This window comes from Caballeronia temeraria (genome assembly GCF_001544795.2).
Lineage (GTDB): Bacteria > Pseudomonadota > Gammaproteobacteria > Burkholderiales > Burkholderiaceae > Caballeronia > Caballeronia temeraria.
This window is the reverse complement of sequence record NZ_FCOI02000001.1, coordinates 455,146-471,372: the sequence shown is the minus strand read 5'-3', so window position 1 is coordinate 471,372 and position 16,227 is coordinate 455,146. Positions and strand designations below refer to the sequence as shown.

Sequence of the window (16,227 nt, the reverse complement as noted above, 5' to 3'; positions counted from 1 at the left end):
ATGCGGCGAACGCCAGATTCAGGAGCCCGACATGAAAACATCCGCCTCATCGAAGAAGCTCGTCCTGCGTGTGTTCGCGGCCGCGACGCTCGTGCTCGGCGCATCGCTCGCGCACGCGCAGGCCGTGTATCCGACCGCCGAAGCGGCCGCGCAGGCGCTCACCGACGCCATCGCGACCAACGACGAAACCGCGCTCGCCAAGGTGCTCGGCAAGGACCACGGCCGTTATGTGCCGGAAGGCAGCATCGGACAGGAAGACATTTACGCGTACCTCGGCGCGTGGGCGCAGCAGCATCGCATCGTCGAGGATCCGCATCCGGTCGATGGCCGTCCGGCTGCGCGTATCGAAGCGGGCACCGACGGCTGGACGTTGCCGATTCCGATCATCAAGGTCGCGAACGGCTGGCGCTTCGACATGCACGCCGCGCGCGACGAAGTGCTGACGAGGCGCATTGGCCGCAACGAACGTTCGGCGATGCAGGTCGCGCTCGCCTATGTCGCCGCTCAGGGCGACTTTCACAAGATCGAGAACCACTACGCCGACCGGTTAGTGAGCACGCCCGGCAAGCACGACGGCCTCTACTGGCGCACGGAGCCGGGCGAGCCGGACAGCCCGCTCGGCCCGCTCGCCGAGACGATGCCGAACAAGCCGACCGACAAGGACGGCTACTACGGCTATCACTACCGCATCCTGACGTCGCAGGGCGCGCACGCGGAGGGCGGCGCGAAGAACTATCGCCAGGACGGGCGGCTCACGCAGGGCTTCGGCCTCATCGCGACGCCCGCGCGCTACGGCCAGACCGGCGTGATGAGCTTCATGGTCAACCAGGACGGGCAGATCTACGAGAAGGATCTCGGCCCGTCGGCGAGCGCGGCTGCGGCGATCAAGTCGTTCAATCCGGACTCGTCGTGGAAAATGGTGATGCCCTGAGCGTCCCGTGGATGGCGCGGCGAAACGTGCGATAGCGCCCGGCGGTATAATTTCGCCCTTCCCAAGGGTGCATTTGCCGCGCATCGGCTAAAAAAGCGCCCAGCACGCTGCGCGAGCGCCGCGCACCGCCGCCGATCAGAGCGGCGGACGCGGCGTCGGCTTCACGCCCTCGCGCGCCCTCGCCCATCCTCGATCCGATTCGCCATGACCGCCCAACTCATCGACGGCAACGCCCTTTCCAAGACCCTTCGCGCCGATGTCGCCCAGCGCGCCGCCACCCTCACCGCCCGTGGCCACAAGCCGGGACTCGCCGTCGTGCTCGTCGGCGACAATCCCGCGAGCGAGGTCTACGTGCGCAACAAGGTGAAGGCGTGCCAGGACAACGGCCTGCATTCGGTGATGGACCGTTTCCCCGCGTCGCTCGCCGAGAACGCGCTGCTCGCGCACATCGCGAAGCTGAACGCCGATCCGTCGATTCACGGCATTCTCGTGCAACTGCCGCTGCCCGCGCACATCGACAGCCACAAGGTGATCGAGGCGATCGCGCCGGAGAAGGACGTCGACGGCTTTCACGTCGCCAATGCGGGCGCGCTCATGACCGGCAAGCCGCTCTTTCGCCCGTGCACGCCCTACGGCGTGATGAAGATGTTCCAGGCGCACGACATCGACCTGAAAGGCGCGAATGCGGTGGTGATCGGGCGCTCGAACATCGTCGGCAAGCCGATGGCGTTGCTTCTGCTCGAAGCCGGCGCGACCGTCACGATCTGCCACAGCAAGACGCGCGATCTCGCGAAGCACACGCGCGACGCCGATGTGATCGTCGCCGCGGTCGGCCGCCGCAACATCCTCACCGCCGACATGGTGAAGCCGGGCGCGACGGTCATCGACGTCGGCATGAACCGCAATGACGAAGGCAAGCTGTGCGGCGACGTCGATTTCGCGGGCGTGAAGGAAGTGGCCGGCTACATTACGGCGGTGCCGGGCGGCGTCGGCCCGATGACCATCACGATGCTGCTCGTCAACACGATCGAGGCGGCCGAGCGCGCGGCGCAGGCGTAATCGGCGCGGGGTGCGTTAATCGGCCCCTTAAAAACAATCGATTGGAATTTGCCGCGCCCGCCCCAATAATCTCCAGAACGAGCCGGCGCGGGGCGCGACACCCGCACGGCTTCACCCAACACCAGAACGGGAGAGCCATGAGCGATACCACGTCCACCCCGGCAGCGGCCAATCCGCTGCTCGATTTCTCCGACCTCCCCCGCTTCGGCGAGATTCAGCCGGCGCACGTCACGCCCGCGCTCGACGTGCTGCTCGCCGCCGCCAAAGCCGCCGTCGACCGCGCGAGCGCGCCGGACACGCCCGCGACGTGGAAAGACGTCGTCGAGGCGGTCGAGCTGGAATCGGAAAAACTGTCGCGCGCGTGGGGTGTCATCGGCCATCTGAACGCCGTCGCCGATACGCCCGAACTGCGTGCCGCACACGCCGAAAACCTGCCGCGCGTCACCGAATTTTCCGCGAGCGTCGGTCAGAATCTCGCGCTCTACGAGAAGTACAAGGCGATCGCCGCCGGCACCGAATTCGCCGGTTTGTCGGCCGAACGCAAGAAAATCCTCGAAAACTCGCTGCGCGATTTCCGTCTCTCGGGCGCCGAACTGCCCGAAGACCGCAAGCCGCGTTTCGCGCAATTGCAGGAAGAACAGGCGGCGCTGTCGAAGGCGTTTTCCGATCACGTGCTCGATTCGACCAACGCCTACGCGTACATCGTCACGCAGAAGCGCGATCTCGCCGGCCTGCCCGACGACGTGATCGAAGCAGCCCATGAAGCCGCGCAGCGCGACGGCAAGGACGGCTGGAAGTTCACGCTGCATTTCCCGTCGTATTTCCCGGTGCTGCAGTATGCCGAGCATCGTCCGATGCGCGAGGCCATGTATCGCGCCTATGTCACGCGCGCGTCCGAACTCGGCGCGACCTACGGCGACGGCAAGACCGAATGGGACAACACGGCGAACGTCGTCGAGCATCTGAAGCTGCGCGAGGAAGAAGCGAAGACGCTCGGCTATCAGAACTTCGCGGAAGTGTCGCTCGCGCCGAAGATGGCCGAATCGCCTGCGCAGGTCATCGCGTTCCTCGAAGACCTCGCGAAGCGCGCCCGCCCGTACGCCGAAAACGACTGGATGGAACTGCGCGCGTTCGCCGCGACCGAGCTCGGCATGCCTGAACTGCAGCCTTGGGATATCGCGTATGCGGCGGAGAAGCTGCGTCAGAAGCGCTATTCGTTCTCGGAAAACGAAGTGAAGCAGTACTTCCCGCAGGAAGCCGTGCTGAAGGGACTTTTCAAGGTCACCGAAACGCTTTTCAACGTGTCGATCCGCCGCGACGAAGCCGCCGTGTGGAATCCGGATGTGCGCTTCTTCCGCGTCGAGAACAAGGACGGCACGCTCGTCGCGCAGTTCTATCTCGATCTCTACGCGCGCGAAGGCAAGCGCGGCGGCGCTTGGATGGACGACGCCCGCTCGCGTCACAAGCGCGGCGAAGGCGGCGTGCAGACGCCGGTCGCGTATCTCACCTGCAACTTCTCGGCGCCGGTGGGCGGCAAGCCCGCGTGCTTCACGCACGATGAAGTCATCACCCTCTTCCATGAGTTCGGGCACGGCCTGCATCACATGCTGACGCGCATCGACGAGCTGGGTGTGTCGGGCATCAACGGCGTCGAGTGGGATGCGGTCGAGCTGCCGTCGCAGTTCATGGAGAATTTCTGCTGGGAGTGGGACGTGCTGACCGACATGTCCGCGCACGTCGAAACCGGCGCGCCGCTGCCGCGCGAACTCTTCGACAAGATGCTCGCCGCGAAGAACTTCCAAAGCGGTCTCGGCACGCTGCGCCAGATTGTCTTCTCGATGTTCGACATGGTGCTGCACACGTCCTACGATCCGGCCAACGCGACGCAGAACGTGAACGATCTCGCACGCGCAATCAACGAGAAGTTCCACGTGATCCCGCAGGCGCCGTTCTCGCGCTGGCCGAACACGTTCAGCCATATCTTCGCGGGCGGCTATGCGGCGGGCTACTACAGCTACAAGTGGGCGGAAGTCCTGTCCGCCGATGCCTACGCCGCGTTCGAAGAAGCCGCGAAGGCCGGCAACGGCTCGGTGCTCGATGCGACGACGGGCACGCGTTATCGCCGCGAGATTCTGGAAGTGGGCGGCAGCCGTCCGGCGATGGATTCGTTCAAGGCATTCCGTGGGCGCGAGCCGGATATCGATGCATTGTTAAGGCATAACGGAATGTCGGAGCAGACGCTGCACTGATATTTTCTGGTTGCTGCAAATAAGAACGCCGGCTTCGATAGCCGGCGTTTTTTTGCGTGACGGCTCTGGGCCATAGCGTCGACGGCGCATTCTGAAACACTGCCTCGTATTGTTGAGCGAATCGTGCGCGCAGGCGCCTGAATGTATCGTATAGCGAAATCCTGCGTGATCAGATTGCCACCGCTGCATAACCTTGCTTAAGCTTGCTCTGCCGCGCCCGTCTGCCTAGTCCCGGCGGGCCAGGCCATATCGCGTTTCGACCATGAATAACTTTCAGGGAAACAGTGATGAAGCTCGCACACGGGGCCATTCCTCGACTCGCAGTCGCGGTTACAGCAATCGTCATGTCGAGCGCAGCGCAGGCTCAGACTTCACGTTATGGCGCGCTCGTCGACGCACCGTTTGAAAAGGACTATCCGACTGCCGACACAGCGCGCAGTCTGCGCGACGAACTGATTTTCCAACGCGCGACGCAGGCCTATCTGTGGGCACTGCCTGCGATAAACATCTGGGCCATGAAGGAAGGCTCCGAAAAGGTATTCGGCGCCGGGTACAACGTGCTGCCCGTGTGGAAAGAGCGGATCACGGCATCCACCCTTGTCACGACGCCCAATTCCGACGTCGTCTACGCGATGGGCTATCTCGATCTGCATAAGGACGGGCCGCTCGTCGTCGAGGCGCCGCAGGGTGTGCAAGGCATGTTCGACGACTTCTTCCAGCGGCCGCTCGTCGGTCCGACGATCGATGGCCGTACATGGATCGGCGATGTCGGCCTTGCCGGTCCCGACAAGGGCAAGGGGGGCACCTATGTGCTGCTGCCGCCCGATTACAAAGGCGAACCACCGAAAGGCAGTGTGCCGCCGGGTGCTTTCGTCTATCGCTCACGCACCTACAACGTGTTCCTCTTCTGGCGCACGTTCTTTAGCGACCCCAAGGATCTCGCGAAGCCGAATGCCCAGATCGCGGCGACGCGGATCTATCCGCTGGGCCAGAAGGCGAGCGCCAAGCCCATGCAGTTCCCCGATGCCAACCAGCAACCCGCCGACCTGCTCTTTCCCCGCGACATACGCTACTTCGAGATGATGTCGCGGTTCATCGACAGCGAATACGTCGATCCCGCCGACCTCGATATGCGAGGCTTTCTGCATACCATCGGCATCGAGAAAGGCAGGCCGTTTGCGCCTACGCCGGACATGCGCACGCTGCTCGACAGTGCCGCGCAGGCGGGCTTCAAGATGAGCAAGGTCGTGATTACAGAGATGCTCGCGCAGGAACCGGGCGGCAAGTATTACCCCGACCGGCAATGGGTCAACGTGTTCGCGGGCGAGGATACTTCCTTCCAGTCGAGCCACACGTTCACCAATCTCGAACAGCGCTCCGGGTATTTCACGAGCGCCTATTCGGCGAGCCCCGGGATGGTGAAGAATCTGGTCGGTGCCGGCGCGAAGTATCCGGTGACGTTCCGCGACAAGGACGGCCATTTCCTCGACGGCGGGCAGTCGTACACGCTGCATTTACCGCCCGATATCCCGGCGAAAAACTTCTGGTCGGCCACGGTCTACGACGCGACGACTGCATCCGGCCTCGACAACGGACAGGCGCATCCGTCGCTGAACAAGATGGACCAGCCGGTGCAGAACGCCGACGGCTCGACCGATCTTTACTTCGGCCCGAACGCCCCCGCGGGCCACGAGAAAAACTGGCTTCGCACAGTGCCGGGAAAAGGCTATTTCGTGATCTTCCGGCTCTACTCACCCGAGAAAGCATTTTTCGATCAGACCTGGAAACCGGGCGACCTCGAAAAGACAAGTTGATTTACGTGAATACCGACCCGAAACCTGCACGGCGAGGCAAACATGGATGATCAAAATGAAGTGAACTCGACTCGAAGGCTCGTTACGGCGATGGGCGCGGCATTACCGCTTGCCTATGCGTCGCTGGCGGGAATGCCGCGCACGGCCGAAGCCGCTGCCCCGAAAGACAATGCATCGACGAGTCCGAATCCGGCGGCGAAAACATCGGTGAACGAGACGCTTCCCCCGGCGGGGATCTTGATGCATCCGGAGTACGCGCAGGTCATCGCACGGATGGCCTATGTCTGGGCATGGCCGATGGTCAACATGCTGAACCGCAATGCGCGCATCACGAAGGCGCCGCATCCAGGACTTTTGGGCGGCGTGCTGCCGGCTGCTCCGCGCGGGCAGATCGGGATGCTTCACGACTACATCGATCCGGCCGAGACCTTCGTGACCTGCCCCAATCAGGATGTGGTCTATGGCCTGGGGTTTTTCTCGTTGGACGAAGAACCTGTCGTTGCGCAGGTGCCCGACTTCGGCGACCGGTTCTGGGTCTACGCGCTGTACGATGCACGGACCAATCAGTTCGGCCATATCGGCAAGCCCTACAGGACGCAGCGCGGCTTTTATCTGCTCGTCGGCCCGAACTGGAAGGGCCGCAAACCTGCAGGCATCACCGAGATCGTTCGCTGTCCCACCGCGCTCGCCAATGCGATTCCACGCGTCTTTCAGAACGACACGCCGGAGGACAAGGCGGCCATTCAGAAAGTGATCAATCAGATCGTCTTCTATCCGCTCAAACAGTTCGATGGCCGAATGAAGACAATCGACTGGATGAACGCGCCGATCATCCAGCCGCCGGCGCAAGCGGCGGGCAGCGACGAGGGCGGCGGCGAAACGAAGTGGGTGATTCCCGAGCAGTTCTTCGATCAGTTTCCGCAGGTGCTCGACACGGTTCCCGCATTGCCGGGCGAGGAAGCGCTCTACGCGCAGTTCCGATCGCTGATGGAGGTGGCGAGCCGAGACCCCGACATCAAGAAACTGCTCGTTTCGACGGCGATCGACACCGAGCGTCAGGTTATCGGGCCGTTCTTCGAATGGCGGCGCAACGGGCTACCCGCTGGCAAAAACTGGAATCGCTCGACCAACAACGCACAGACCGGATTCGATTATTTCGACCGCACGGGGACGGCGAAATCGAACATGTTCGACAACAGGCCGAACGAGACGCAGTATTTCTATACCGATTTCGATGCGTCGGGTCAGGCGCTCAATGGCGCGAATACCTACGAAATCGTCTTCGCCAAAGGTGAGGAACCTCCCGTCAACGGCTTCTGGTCGCTCACGCTTTACAACGACAAGCATCTCTTTCACGCGAACGATCTGAAACGCTATTCGCTGGGCACCAAGAACTCGAATCTGAAGCGCAATGCCGATGGTTCGCTCACGCTCTACGCCGGAGCGAAATCGCCCGGCGCCGAGCGCGAGTCGAACTGGCTGCCTGCCCCGGATGGCGCGTTCTCGCTCTATATACGGGCTTACTGGGGGAAGGCGCCGATTCTCGATGGTTCCTGGACGCCGCCTCAGATCCGAACGAAGACCTGACGGCAAACGATCGCGACGGCCTATCGCCGGTCGATCCTGAAATCGACTTCCGATGGCCGCCCTTCCAGCGCCAGCGCCGCGCGCACGGCGGGGCTTCGGCCGACGACTTTACCGCGTCGAACGACGGCCGTGCGCGCCGCGCGCAAACGAATCGCTTCGACGGGATCGCGCGCATCGAGCACGACGCAATCCGCGTTGCATCCCACTTCGATGCCGTAGCCTTCCAGCCCGAGAATGCGCGCGGGATTCTTCGTGACCGCGTCGAAGCACGCGCGCATCGCGTCGATGCCCGTCATCTGCGCGACATGCAAGCCCATGTGCGCGACTTCCAGCATGTCGCCGGAGCCTAAGCTGTACCACGGGTCCATCACGCAATCGTGGCCGAACGCGACCGTGATGCCGGCCGCCATCAGTTCCGGCACGCGCGTCATGCCGCGCCGTTTCGGATACGTATCCGAGCGTCCCTGCAACGTGATGTTGATGAGCGGATTCGCGATCGCCGCCACGCCCGCTTCGCGCATCAGCGGAATGAGCTTGCTGACGTAGTAGTTGTCCATCGAATGCATCGACGTGAGATGCGAGCCAGTCACGCGTCCATGCAAGCCGAGCCGATGCGTTTCCGCCGCGAGCGTTTCGATGTGGCGCGACATCGGATCGTCGGATTCGTCGCAGTGCATGTCCACGCGCAAGCCCTGCTCCGCCGCGTATTCGCACAGCAGCTTCACGGACAGCGCGCCGTCGACCATCGTGCGCTCGAAGTGCGGAATCCCGCCGACGACATCGACGCCCATCGAAATCGCGCGCTTGAGGTTGTCGAATGCGCCCGCGCTGCGCAACACGCCGTCCTGCGGAAACGCGACGAGTTGCAGATCGAGATACGGTTTCACGCGCCGTTTCACTTCGACGAGCGCTTCCACGGCCAACAGGCGCGGATCGCAGACATCGACGTGAGAGCGGATCGCGAGCAGGCCGCGCGCGACGGCCCAGTCGCAGTATTGCAGCGCGCGTTCGACGAGCGCCTCCTGCGTGAGATCGGGCTTCAGCTCGCCCCACAACGCGATGCCTTCGAGCAGCGTGCCGGACGCGTTCACGCGCGGCAGGCCGTAGGAAAGCGTCGCGTCCATATGGAAATGCGCGTCGACGAAAGGCGCGGTGACGAGCGAGCCGTTCGCATCGATTTCCTCGCGCGCGGTGGCCGAAAGATGCGGCTCAATCGCGGCGATGCGCCCCGCTTCCATGCCGATATCGACGAGTTCGCGCGAATCCACGAGCGCCGCGCGGCGAATGATCAAATCCATGTGCGAAACCTCCGTCCGGTCTGTTCGTCCGATTGTATCGGGACATAAAAGCCGTGCGGAGGCCCGATTCAAGCAAGCACGCGATTGCGCCCGACGACCGCGTAACTGAGCGGCAGCGAACCGCGCGGCCTTGCGCGTTCCGTTTCCGGCGCGAGCGGATACACATTGCCCTGCCGCGCGAGCGGTCCGTAGAGATCCGGACGACGCGTCATCATCGCCCGATGTCCGATGCTCGCCCCAGCCAGTGACGGCTGCACCTGCGCGGCGATCACGCCGTCACGCACGTCTGCCTGACACGCGAGCACGCAGCCGTCCGGTCCGGCGATCAGCGCCTGCTCGACGGATGCATGACTGCACGCGATATACATGCCGTTATCGGCGGCGCGGGCGGCCAGCATCGCGCGATGTGAACGATCGCCGCGCATCGGCGCGATGAGCAACGTCGCACCCATGAGCGCCGTCATGCGCACGTTTTCGACGACATCGTTATCCGCGCCGATCAGAATGCCGATGCGCACGCCGAACGGCGCATCGAACACGGTGAACGCGTTGCCGCTGTGCAGTCCGCGCTGCGTCGCATGCAGCATGCGATGGCGCACGCGCGCGCCGCCCGGAAAACATATCGCGTAGCTGTCGTAGCGCCTGCCGTCTTCCGTGCGCTCGATCCAGCCGACGCCCGCGGCCACGCCAGTCTCATCAACGGCGGCGGCGATCGCGTGAAGCGAAGCACCGTCGAACGATTCGTCGCCCGGTTCCTCGATGCACGATGGCGGAAACACCGCGAGCCGCACGCCCTGCCGCGCGGCGTCAGCGAGCTTTTCAGCGATGCGCATGCAATGGCGCGCGGTGTCGCCCTGTTGCGATTCAAGCGCGATCACGGCAACGCGAAACGATGTGGCATCCAAGTGAGACTCCCGATAAAACGAGTGGATAGCCTTATTGAACCGCTCGCACATCGATAAGTAAAATGAATGTTTTGACCGTTTCGATCGCCAAATGGAATTGAAACTTCTGCGCACGTTTCTCACCATCGCCGAGCTGCGTCATTTCGGACGCGCCGCCGAAGCGCTGCATTTGAGCCAGCCCGCGCTCAGCAAGCAGATCGCGTCGCTCGAAGCGAGCCTCGGCGCGCGTCTCTTCGAACGCGGCCGTCACGGTGCGGATCTGACGGCCTTCGGCGCGAGTTTCATCGCCGATGCGCAAGCGCTCGTGCGCGACGCCGACGCCGTGCTCGCCCGCGCGCGCGAATCCGCGAGCGGCGCGCGAGGATTTCTGCGCGTCGGCTTGTGTCTGTCGACGCTTACGCATGTGCCGAAGCTCATCGCCGAATTCGGTGCGCTGAATCCGGGCGTGAGCATCACGTTGCATGATCTCTCATCGCACGAGCAGACACGCCGCATCCTCGCGAACAAGCTCGATGTGGGATTCATGCGCATGCCCGCGAGCGCCGGGTTGTCGGGCTTCACCGTGCTCGATGAAACGCTCGCGCTCGCCGTGCCCGAGCACACGGCTACAAGCGTTTGCCCGTCGATTTGAACGAACTGAATGAACCGGGTTTCGTCGCGCTGTCGCGTGTGCGCGGGCCAGGGTTGGCCGCGCAGATCGATCGATGGTGCGCGGAGCATCGTTTCGTGCCGCGCGTGATTCAGGAAGCCGACGATATCCAGTCGGTGCTCGCGTCGGTAGCGGGCGGCGTGGGCGCGGCGTTCCTGCCATCGCGTGCGCAATATCTGCTGCGCGATGCACGCGTGCTGACGTTGCGCGATCAGCCCGCGCGATGGCGCGTCGGACTTGCATGGCAAGCGGAGCGCGACGACACGGTCACGCGCGGCTTCGTCGCGTTCATGAAAGCGCGCGTGAAAGCGTTGAAGGTGCGCGCTACGCTCGACGATTGAGCTTGCCGAGCAGCATCGCTTTGACGGCGGGCCATTCGTCGTCGATGATCGAAAAGCGCACCGAATTGCGCTTGCGGCCATCGGGCATGATGCGCTCGTGCCTCACGATACCTTCCTGTTTCGCGCCGACGCCGAGTATCGCCGCGCGCGATTTCTCGTTGAGTTCGTCGGTGGTGAACTGCACGCGCACGCACTGCATCGCTTCGAACGCGTGTTCGAGCAGCAGATATTTCGCTTCGGTATTGATGCCCGTGCGCTGCGTCGATGCCGCGAGCCACGTATGACCGATTTCGAGCTTGCGGTTCAAGCGATCGATCTTCCAGTAGCGCGTGCTGCCGACGACGCGGCCATCATCGGTTCTCACGATCACGAACGGCATCACCGTGCCGGCGTCGCGGCCCGCGAGCGCGGTGTCGATATAGCGGTCGATCGTGTCTTCGTTCGGCACGACCGTCACGCTGAGATTCCAGAGTTCGCCGTCGGCGGCGGCATCGAGCAAGGCGGCGCGGTCTTCGCGTTGCAGCGGGCGAAGCTGCACGCGTTCGCCGTTCAGGGTCGGCTCAGTCATCGGTTGGCTCATCGCTTGATTCATCGATCGTTTGCATGTGGCTCGTGAGCCGACATCATAATTCGCCGCGCTCGCCCACGCCTGCAAGCCGATAACCGACGCCCGTCTCCGTCACGATATGCGCGGGCTGCGCGGGATCGCGCTCCAGCTTCTGCCGCAGATGCCCCATGTACACGCGCAGATAATGCGGATTGCCGACCTGCTCCGGTCCCCACACTTCGCGCAGCAATTGCCGATGCGTCAGCACGCAGCCCGCATGACGCATCAGCACCGTGAGCAGCTTGTATTCGATCGGCGTCAGCCGCACGGGGTCGCCCTCGCGCGTCACTTGCCGCTTGCCGAGATCGACGACGATATCGCCGAAGCGGATCATCGGCGTCTCTTTCTGCGCCTGTGCGTTGCGGCGCAACTGCGCCCGCATGCGCGCGAGCAGTTCGGGCACGCCGAAGGGCTTGGTCAGATAATCGTCGGCGCCGGCATCGAGCGCGGCGACTTTCGCCTGCTCGCTCGTGCGCGCCGAGAGCACGATCACGGGCGTCTGCGTCCAGCCGCGCAATTCGCGGATCACGTCGATGCCGTCCGCATCCGGCAGGCCGAGATCGATCACGATGAGATCGGGCTTGCGCGTCGCGGCTTCGCGCAGGCCGGCTGCGGCGGTGTCGGCTTCGATCGCCGTCATGCCGTGCGCGTGCAGCGTCGCGCGCACGAAGCGGCGAATCTGCGGATCGTCCTCGATGACGACGACCGATACGTCCGCATCAGACATCGCCCGCTCCCGGCGCTGCGGCCTTTGAATCGACATCTTCGTCGGGCGGCAGTTCTTCGGGCGGCGCGTCGTTTGCCGGCAGCGTGAACCAGAAGCGCGCGCCGAGCACGTGTCCGTTCGCGTCCTCGCGATTCGCAACGCCGATCTGCCCGCCATGCGCCTCGACGATCGCGCGGCAGATCGCGAGACCCAGCCCGATGCCCGGTTGCGCCGACTCCTTCTCGCCGCGCGTGAATTTGTCGAAGAGACGGTTCTGCATGCCGGCGGGCACGCCCGGGCCTTCATCGTCGATACACACGCGCACGAAGCGCCCTTCGCCGTCGTGCTCCAGCGCCGCGCCGATCTGAATCGGCGTGCCGGGCGGCGTGTATTTCGCGGCGTTTTCGAGCAGGTTCGCGAAGAGGCGCTCCATCAGCACGGCGTCGAGTTGCAGCAGCGGCAGATTCGCCGGCACGCGCGTCTGCACGGGACGGCCCGCGAGCACCCGGCGCGATGTCGCGAGCGCGGCGCCTACGGTTTCTTCGAGCATCGACCATTGACGATTCAGGCGGATCGCGCCCGCCTGCAGGCGCGCCATGTCGAGCAGATTCGTGACGAGCCCGCTCATGCGCAGCGCTTCCTCGTGGATCGCGTGCACGAGTTCCTGCGACGCTTCCGTATTGCCGCCCGCATCGCGCGCCTGCTCCTCCAGCACCGAAGCGAAGCCGACGATCGATGTGAGCGGCGTGCGCAGATCGTGCGATATCGCGGAGAGGAGCGAGTTGCGCAGCCGCTCCGATTCCATATTGACGAGCGCGTCCTGCGCGATCTCGACGTAGTGCACGCGTTCGAGCGCGAGCGCGATCTGCGACGCGAACGTTTCGATCATGCGACGCTGCTCGGGCACCGCGAGTTCGGCTTCGCGTTCCGTCGCGAGCGCGAGCACGCCGCGCGTGCGCATCGGCGCCTTGAGCGGCAGATAGAGCGCCTGACTCGCGGGCAAGGTCTCCGTGCCGCGGCCCGCGGGCTTCTGCTGGTCGTAGACCCATTGCGCGATATCGAGATCGAGACATTGGGCATCGAGCGTCACATCGGGATTCGGCTCGTCTACTTTCTGGCGCACTTTTTCGGCGGCATCGGGCAAGAGCATCGCGACCTTGGCCTGAAACACTTCCGCGACGTGCCGCGTGCCGATCTCGATGATCTGCTCGGTCATCAGCGCGGCGCCGAGTTCTTTGGTCATCGCGTACATCGCGCCGGTGCGCCGCTCGCGTTGCGATGCGATGCGCGCCTCGCGCCGCAGGCTCGACGTCAGATGACTGATGGTCAGCGATGTCAGCAGCATCACGACGAAGGTCAGCAGATATTGCGTGTCCGTCACGGAAAACGAGAGTTCGGGCGGCACGAAAAAGAAATCGAACGCGGCCACCGACAGAAACGACAGCATCACGCCTGGCCCGCGCCCAAGCCGCACTGCCGCGAAGATCACGCCGAGCAGATAGAGCATCACGAGATTCGTGATGGCGAACTGACGCGCGGCGAGCATATCGGCGACGAGCGTGATGCCGGCGCCGATCGCGAGTGCGTAGACATAGGCGCGCGGCGACGAGTGCCCGCCATCGTGCCATGTATCGAAGGCTTGCGCGAGCGTGCGGCGTTGTTCGTCGCGCGCGCCGGTCGAGACCAGCGTGACGTCGATATCCGAGCCTTGTCGGATGATGCGCTCGCTCACCGGGCGCGCGATGAGACGCTGCCATCCGCTGCTTCCCGATGCGCCCGCCACGAGCTTCGACACGTTGCGCATGTGCGCATAGTCGATGAGCGTCGCGGCGGCATCGGCGCCATCGAGCGTGACGGTTTCCGCGCCGAGCTCGGAGGCCAGCTTGAGGGCGTCGAGGGTGCGGCGGCGTTGATCGTCGGAGAGGCGCTGCAGCTTCGGCGTTTCGACGTACACCGCGAGCCAGTCGGCCTTGAGCGCTGCGGCAAGGCGCGCGGCTGCGCGCACGAGCGTCGCGCTTTCCGGTCCCGGCCCGATGCACGCGATGAGCCTTTCTCGCGCGCGCCAGATGCGTTCGATCGACTGATCGGCGCGGTATTCGCGCATTTGGGCATCGACTCGGTCTGCCGTGCGGCGCAGCGCGAGTTCGCGTAGCGCGATCAGATTGCCTTTGCGGAAGAAGTTGCGCACGGCGTGCTCGGCCTGCGTCGGCAGATAGACTTTGCCTTCGCGCAGACGGTCGAGCAGTTCTTCGGGCGGGAGGTCGACGAGGGTGACTTCATCGGCGAGATCGAAGACGCGATCGGGCACGGTCTCCCAGACGCGAATCCCGGTGATGCGGCCGACGATGTCGTTCAGGCTTTCGAGGTGCTGGACGTTGACGGTCGTATAGACGTCGATGCCCGCGTCGAGCAGCTCTTGCACGTCTTGCCAGCGCTTCATGTGGCGCGAGCCCTGGACGTTCGAGTGAGCGAGTTCGTCGACGAGGATGAGTTGAGGTTTTCTTGCTAGGGCGGCGTCGAGGTCGAATTCGGCGAGCAGCCGGCCGCGATATTCGATGCGCGCAGGCGGCAGTGTTTCGAGGCCTTCGACCAAGGCGAGCGTTTCCTTGCGGCCATGCGTTTCGACCACGCCGACGACGACCTCCACGCTTTCATCGCGGCGGCGGCGGGCGGCTTGCAACATCGCGAAGGTCTTGCCTACGCCGGCGGATGCGCCGAAGAAGATCTTCAGTCTTCCGCGATGGCGCTTTTCTTCCTCGCGGTGCAGTTTGTCGAGGAGTTCGTCGGGGGTTGGGCGGGGCATGGTTTTCGTTTTTCGCTTTTTGGCTTTTGCTGGCGCTTGAAGTTCGTGAAATCCTGTTTTCTTATCGGTCTATTTGCTCTGCCCCTGTGCGGGGCGGCAGTCACTTTCTTTGCTGCTGCAAAGAAAGTAACCAAAGAAAGCAGCTTCTCAGGCCCGCGGTCACACGCAATTTGGGTAGTTCTCTCGTCCACCGTGGCACTCGCCTAAAGAGTGCCCTCAAAGGCCCAACCGGGCTTGGATCGCGCACGGTCTGTCACATCGCACCGCCCAACAAACTGGTTCAGCACAAAAAGGCTCCGGCCCGCTGCGCGGCCGATGGGTCCATCGGGGCCGCGTGTGCTTCTTTGCTAGCACTTCCATCTCACCGCACATGCATCAGGTTGGTTTCCCTGGCAGACCCGGCGGCAGCGCGCAGCGCTGTGCCGGAACTCTTTCGTGCTGAACCAGCGCCCTCAAACTCCTAGCTAGTCAGACCGTGCGCGATCCAAGCCCGGCGGGGCCTACGAGGGCACACTTTAGGCGAGTGCCCCCTTGAACGAGAGAACTACCCAAACTACGTGTGACCGCGGGCCTGAAAAGCTGCTTTCTTTGGTTACTTTCTTTGCAGCAGCAAAGAAAGTGACTGCCGCCCCGCACAGGGGCAGTGCTAATAGACCGACACGAAAGCAGGATTTCATACAAGCCCAGGCGAGCGACTCCAACCACTACTCCCGATCAAGAGCAAGATTCAATTTAAGCACATTCACTCTAGGCTCCCCAAAGACACCAAACTGCCGCCCGCTCGTAGCACGAGCAACCATCGCCTCGACCTGCGGGATCGACATCCCCCGCGCCTTCGCCACCCGCGCCACCTGATACTCCGCCGCCGCCGGACTGATCTCCGGATCGAGCCCACTCCCCGACGAAGTAACAAGATCAACCGGAACATCCGCGCCATTGCCCGGATCGGCATCATGCAACGCGGCGATACGCGCCTTGATCTCAGCGGCGAGGGCGGGATTCGTCGGTCCGAGATTGGAGCCACTCGAACTCCCCGCGTTATACGGATTCGGCGTCGTCGCCGACAAGCGCCCCCAGAAGTACCGAGGCGCATCGAACTGCTGCCCGATGACCTCCGACCCGACGACACGGCCATCCCGCTCGATCAGACTGCCATTCGCCTGATGCGAAAACGCCGCCTGCCCGATCGCGGTCACGACCGCCGGATAAATCAAGCCAGTGATAACGGTCAGCGCGACGAACAACACCAGCATCGGACGCAAAAGATTCTTCATGATG

At 63.7% G+C, this 16,227-nt stretch carries 11 protein-coding genes and 1 pseudogene; 6 read left to right on the top strand and 6 right to left on the bottom strand.

The features are described from left to right. Positions 1–31 precede the first annotated feature (31 nt). From AWB76_RS02170 to AWB76_RS02150, 5 genes are all read left to right on the top strand, one after another. Complete coding sequence (locus AWB76_RS02170) at positions 32–931, top strand: DUF2950 domain-containing protein (protein ID WP_244173197.1); 900 nt, start codon at positions 32–34, stop codon at positions 929–931. A gap of 204 nt (positions 932–1,135) precedes the next feature. Continuing rightward, complete coding sequence (gene folD, locus AWB76_RS02165) at positions 1,136–1,990, top strand: bifunctional methylenetetrahydrofolate dehydrogenase/methenyltetrahydrofolate cyclohydrolase FolD (protein WP_061158457.1); 855 nt, start codon at positions 1,136–1,138, stop codon at positions 1,988–1,990. Between the two features lie 137 nt (positions 1,991–2,127). After that, on the top strand, positions 2,128–4,239 hold the full coding sequence (locus AWB76_RS02160) for a M3 family metallopeptidase (protein ID WP_061158456.1): 2,112 nt from the start codon (positions 2,128–2,130) through the stop codon (positions 4,237–4,239). A gap of 287 nt (positions 4,240–4,526) precedes the next feature. Next, entirely contained in the window at positions 4,527–6,053 is a 1,527-nt protein-coding gene (locus tag AWB76_RS02155; RefSeq protein WP_061158455.1) for a DUF1254 domain-containing protein, read from the top strand. A 42-nt stretch (positions 6,054–6,095) separates the two neighbouring features. Beyond that, entirely contained in the window at positions 6,096–7,640 is a 1,545-nt protein-coding gene (locus AWB76_RS02150; RefSeq protein ID WP_208606525.1) for a DUF1254 domain-containing protein, read from the top strand. Positions 7,641–7,660: 20 nt separating this feature from the next. On the opposite strand, the gene AWB76_RS02145 is transcribed toward AWB76_RS02150, so the two are convergent. Continuing rightward, positions 7,661–8,938, bottom strand: coding sequence for an amidohydrolase family protein (locus tag AWB76_RS02145; RefSeq protein WP_061158454.1), 1,278 nt, complete (start codon positions 8,936–8,938; stop codon positions 7,661–7,663). A gap of 68 nt (positions 8,939–9,006) precedes the next feature. Next, positions 9,007–9,843 (bottom strand): nitrilase-related carbon-nitrogen hydrolase, encoded by an 837-nt coding sequence (locus AWB76_RS02140; RefSeq protein ID WP_061158453.1) that lies wholly within the window; start codon positions 9,841–9,843, stop codon positions 9,007–9,009. Between the two features lie 91 nt (positions 9,844–9,934). Here AWB76_RS02140 and AWB76_RS02135 point away from each other — a divergent pair. Beyond that, positions 9,935–10,833 (top strand): annotated as a pseudogene (locus tag AWB76_RS02135) (LysR family transcriptional regulator). Here AWB76_RS02135 and AWB76_RS02130 read toward each other — a convergent pair. The 4 genes from AWB76_RS02130 to kdpC all read right to left on the bottom strand — a co-directional run bounded on the left by AWB76_RS02130 (position 10,817) and on the right by kdpC (position 16,223). Continuing rightward, the gene (locus AWB76_RS02130; protein WP_074171281.1) at positions 10,817–11,401 is read right to left on the bottom strand and encodes a GNAT family N-acetyltransferase; all 585 of its coding nucleotides are present in this window, start codon (positions 11,399–11,401) and stop codon (positions 10,817–10,819) included. The pseudogene AWB76_RS02135 and the gene AWB76_RS02130 overlap by 17 nt on opposite strands. A 55-nt stretch (positions 11,402–11,456) precedes the next feature. After that, positions 11,457–12,167 (bottom strand): two-component system response regulator KdpE, encoded by a 711-nt coding sequence (gene kdpE, locus AWB76_RS02125; protein WP_061158451.1) that lies wholly within the window; start codon positions 12,165–12,167, stop codon positions 11,457–11,459. Beyond that, the gene (locus tag AWB76_RS02120) at positions 12,160–14,949 is read right to left on the bottom strand and encodes a DUF4118 domain-containing protein (protein ID WP_061158450.1); all 2,790 of its coding nucleotides are present in this window, start codon (positions 14,947–14,949) and stop codon (positions 12,160–12,162) included. Before AWB76_RS02120 ends, kdpE begins: the two co-directional genes overlap by 8 nt. A 704-nt stretch (positions 14,950–15,653) precedes the next feature. Continuing rightward, on the bottom strand, positions 15,654–16,223 hold the full coding sequence (gene kdpC / locus AWB76_RS02115; RefSeq protein WP_061158449.1) for a potassium-transporting ATPase subunit KdpC: 570 nt from the start codon (positions 16,221–16,223) through the stop codon (positions 15,654–15,656). Positions 16,224–16,227 lie beyond the last annotated feature (4 nt).

What these genes read in the sequence shown, in the direction of transcription:
- AWB76_RS02170 (WP_244173197.1), top strand. Translation starts at nt 32, where the DNA reads ATGAAAACATCCGCCTCATCGAAGAAGCTCGTCCTGCGTGTGTTCGCG.
- folD (WP_061158457.1), top strand. Translation starts at nt 1,136, where the DNA reads ATGACCGCCCAACTCATCGACGGCAACGCCCTTTCCAAGACCCTTCGC.
- AWB76_RS02160 (WP_061158456.1), top strand. Translation starts at nt 2,128, where the DNA reads ATGAGCGATACCACGTCCACCCCGGCAGCGGCCAATCCGCTGCTCGAT.
- AWB76_RS02155 (WP_061158455.1), top strand. Translation starts at nt 4,527, where the DNA reads ATGAAGCTCGCACACGGGGCCATTCCTCGACTCGCAGTCGCGGTTACA.
- AWB76_RS02150 (WP_208606525.1), top strand. Translation starts at nt 6,096, where the DNA reads ATGGATGATCAAAATGAAGTGAACTCGACTCGAAGGCTCGTTACGGCG.
- AWB76_RS02145 (WP_061158454.1), bottom strand. Translation starts at nt 8,938, where the DNA reads ATGGATTTGATCATTCGCCGCGCGGCGCTCGTGGATTCGCGCGAACTC.
- AWB76_RS02130 (WP_074171281.1), bottom strand. Translation starts at nt 11,401, where the DNA reads ATGACTGAGCCGACCCTGAACGGCGAACGCGTGCAGCTTCGCCCGCTG.
- kdpE (WP_061158451.1), bottom strand. Translation starts at nt 12,167, where the DNA reads ATGTCTGATGCGGACGTATCGGTCGTCGTCATCGAGGACGATCCGCAG.
- AWB76_RS02120 (WP_061158450.1), bottom strand. Translation starts at nt 14,949, where the DNA reads ATGCCCCGCCCAACCCCCGACGAACTCCTCGACAAACTGCACCGCGAG.
- kdpC (WP_061158449.1), bottom strand. Translation starts at nt 16,223, where the DNA reads ATGAAGAATCTTTTGCGTCCGATGCTGGTGTTGTTCGTCGCGCTGACC.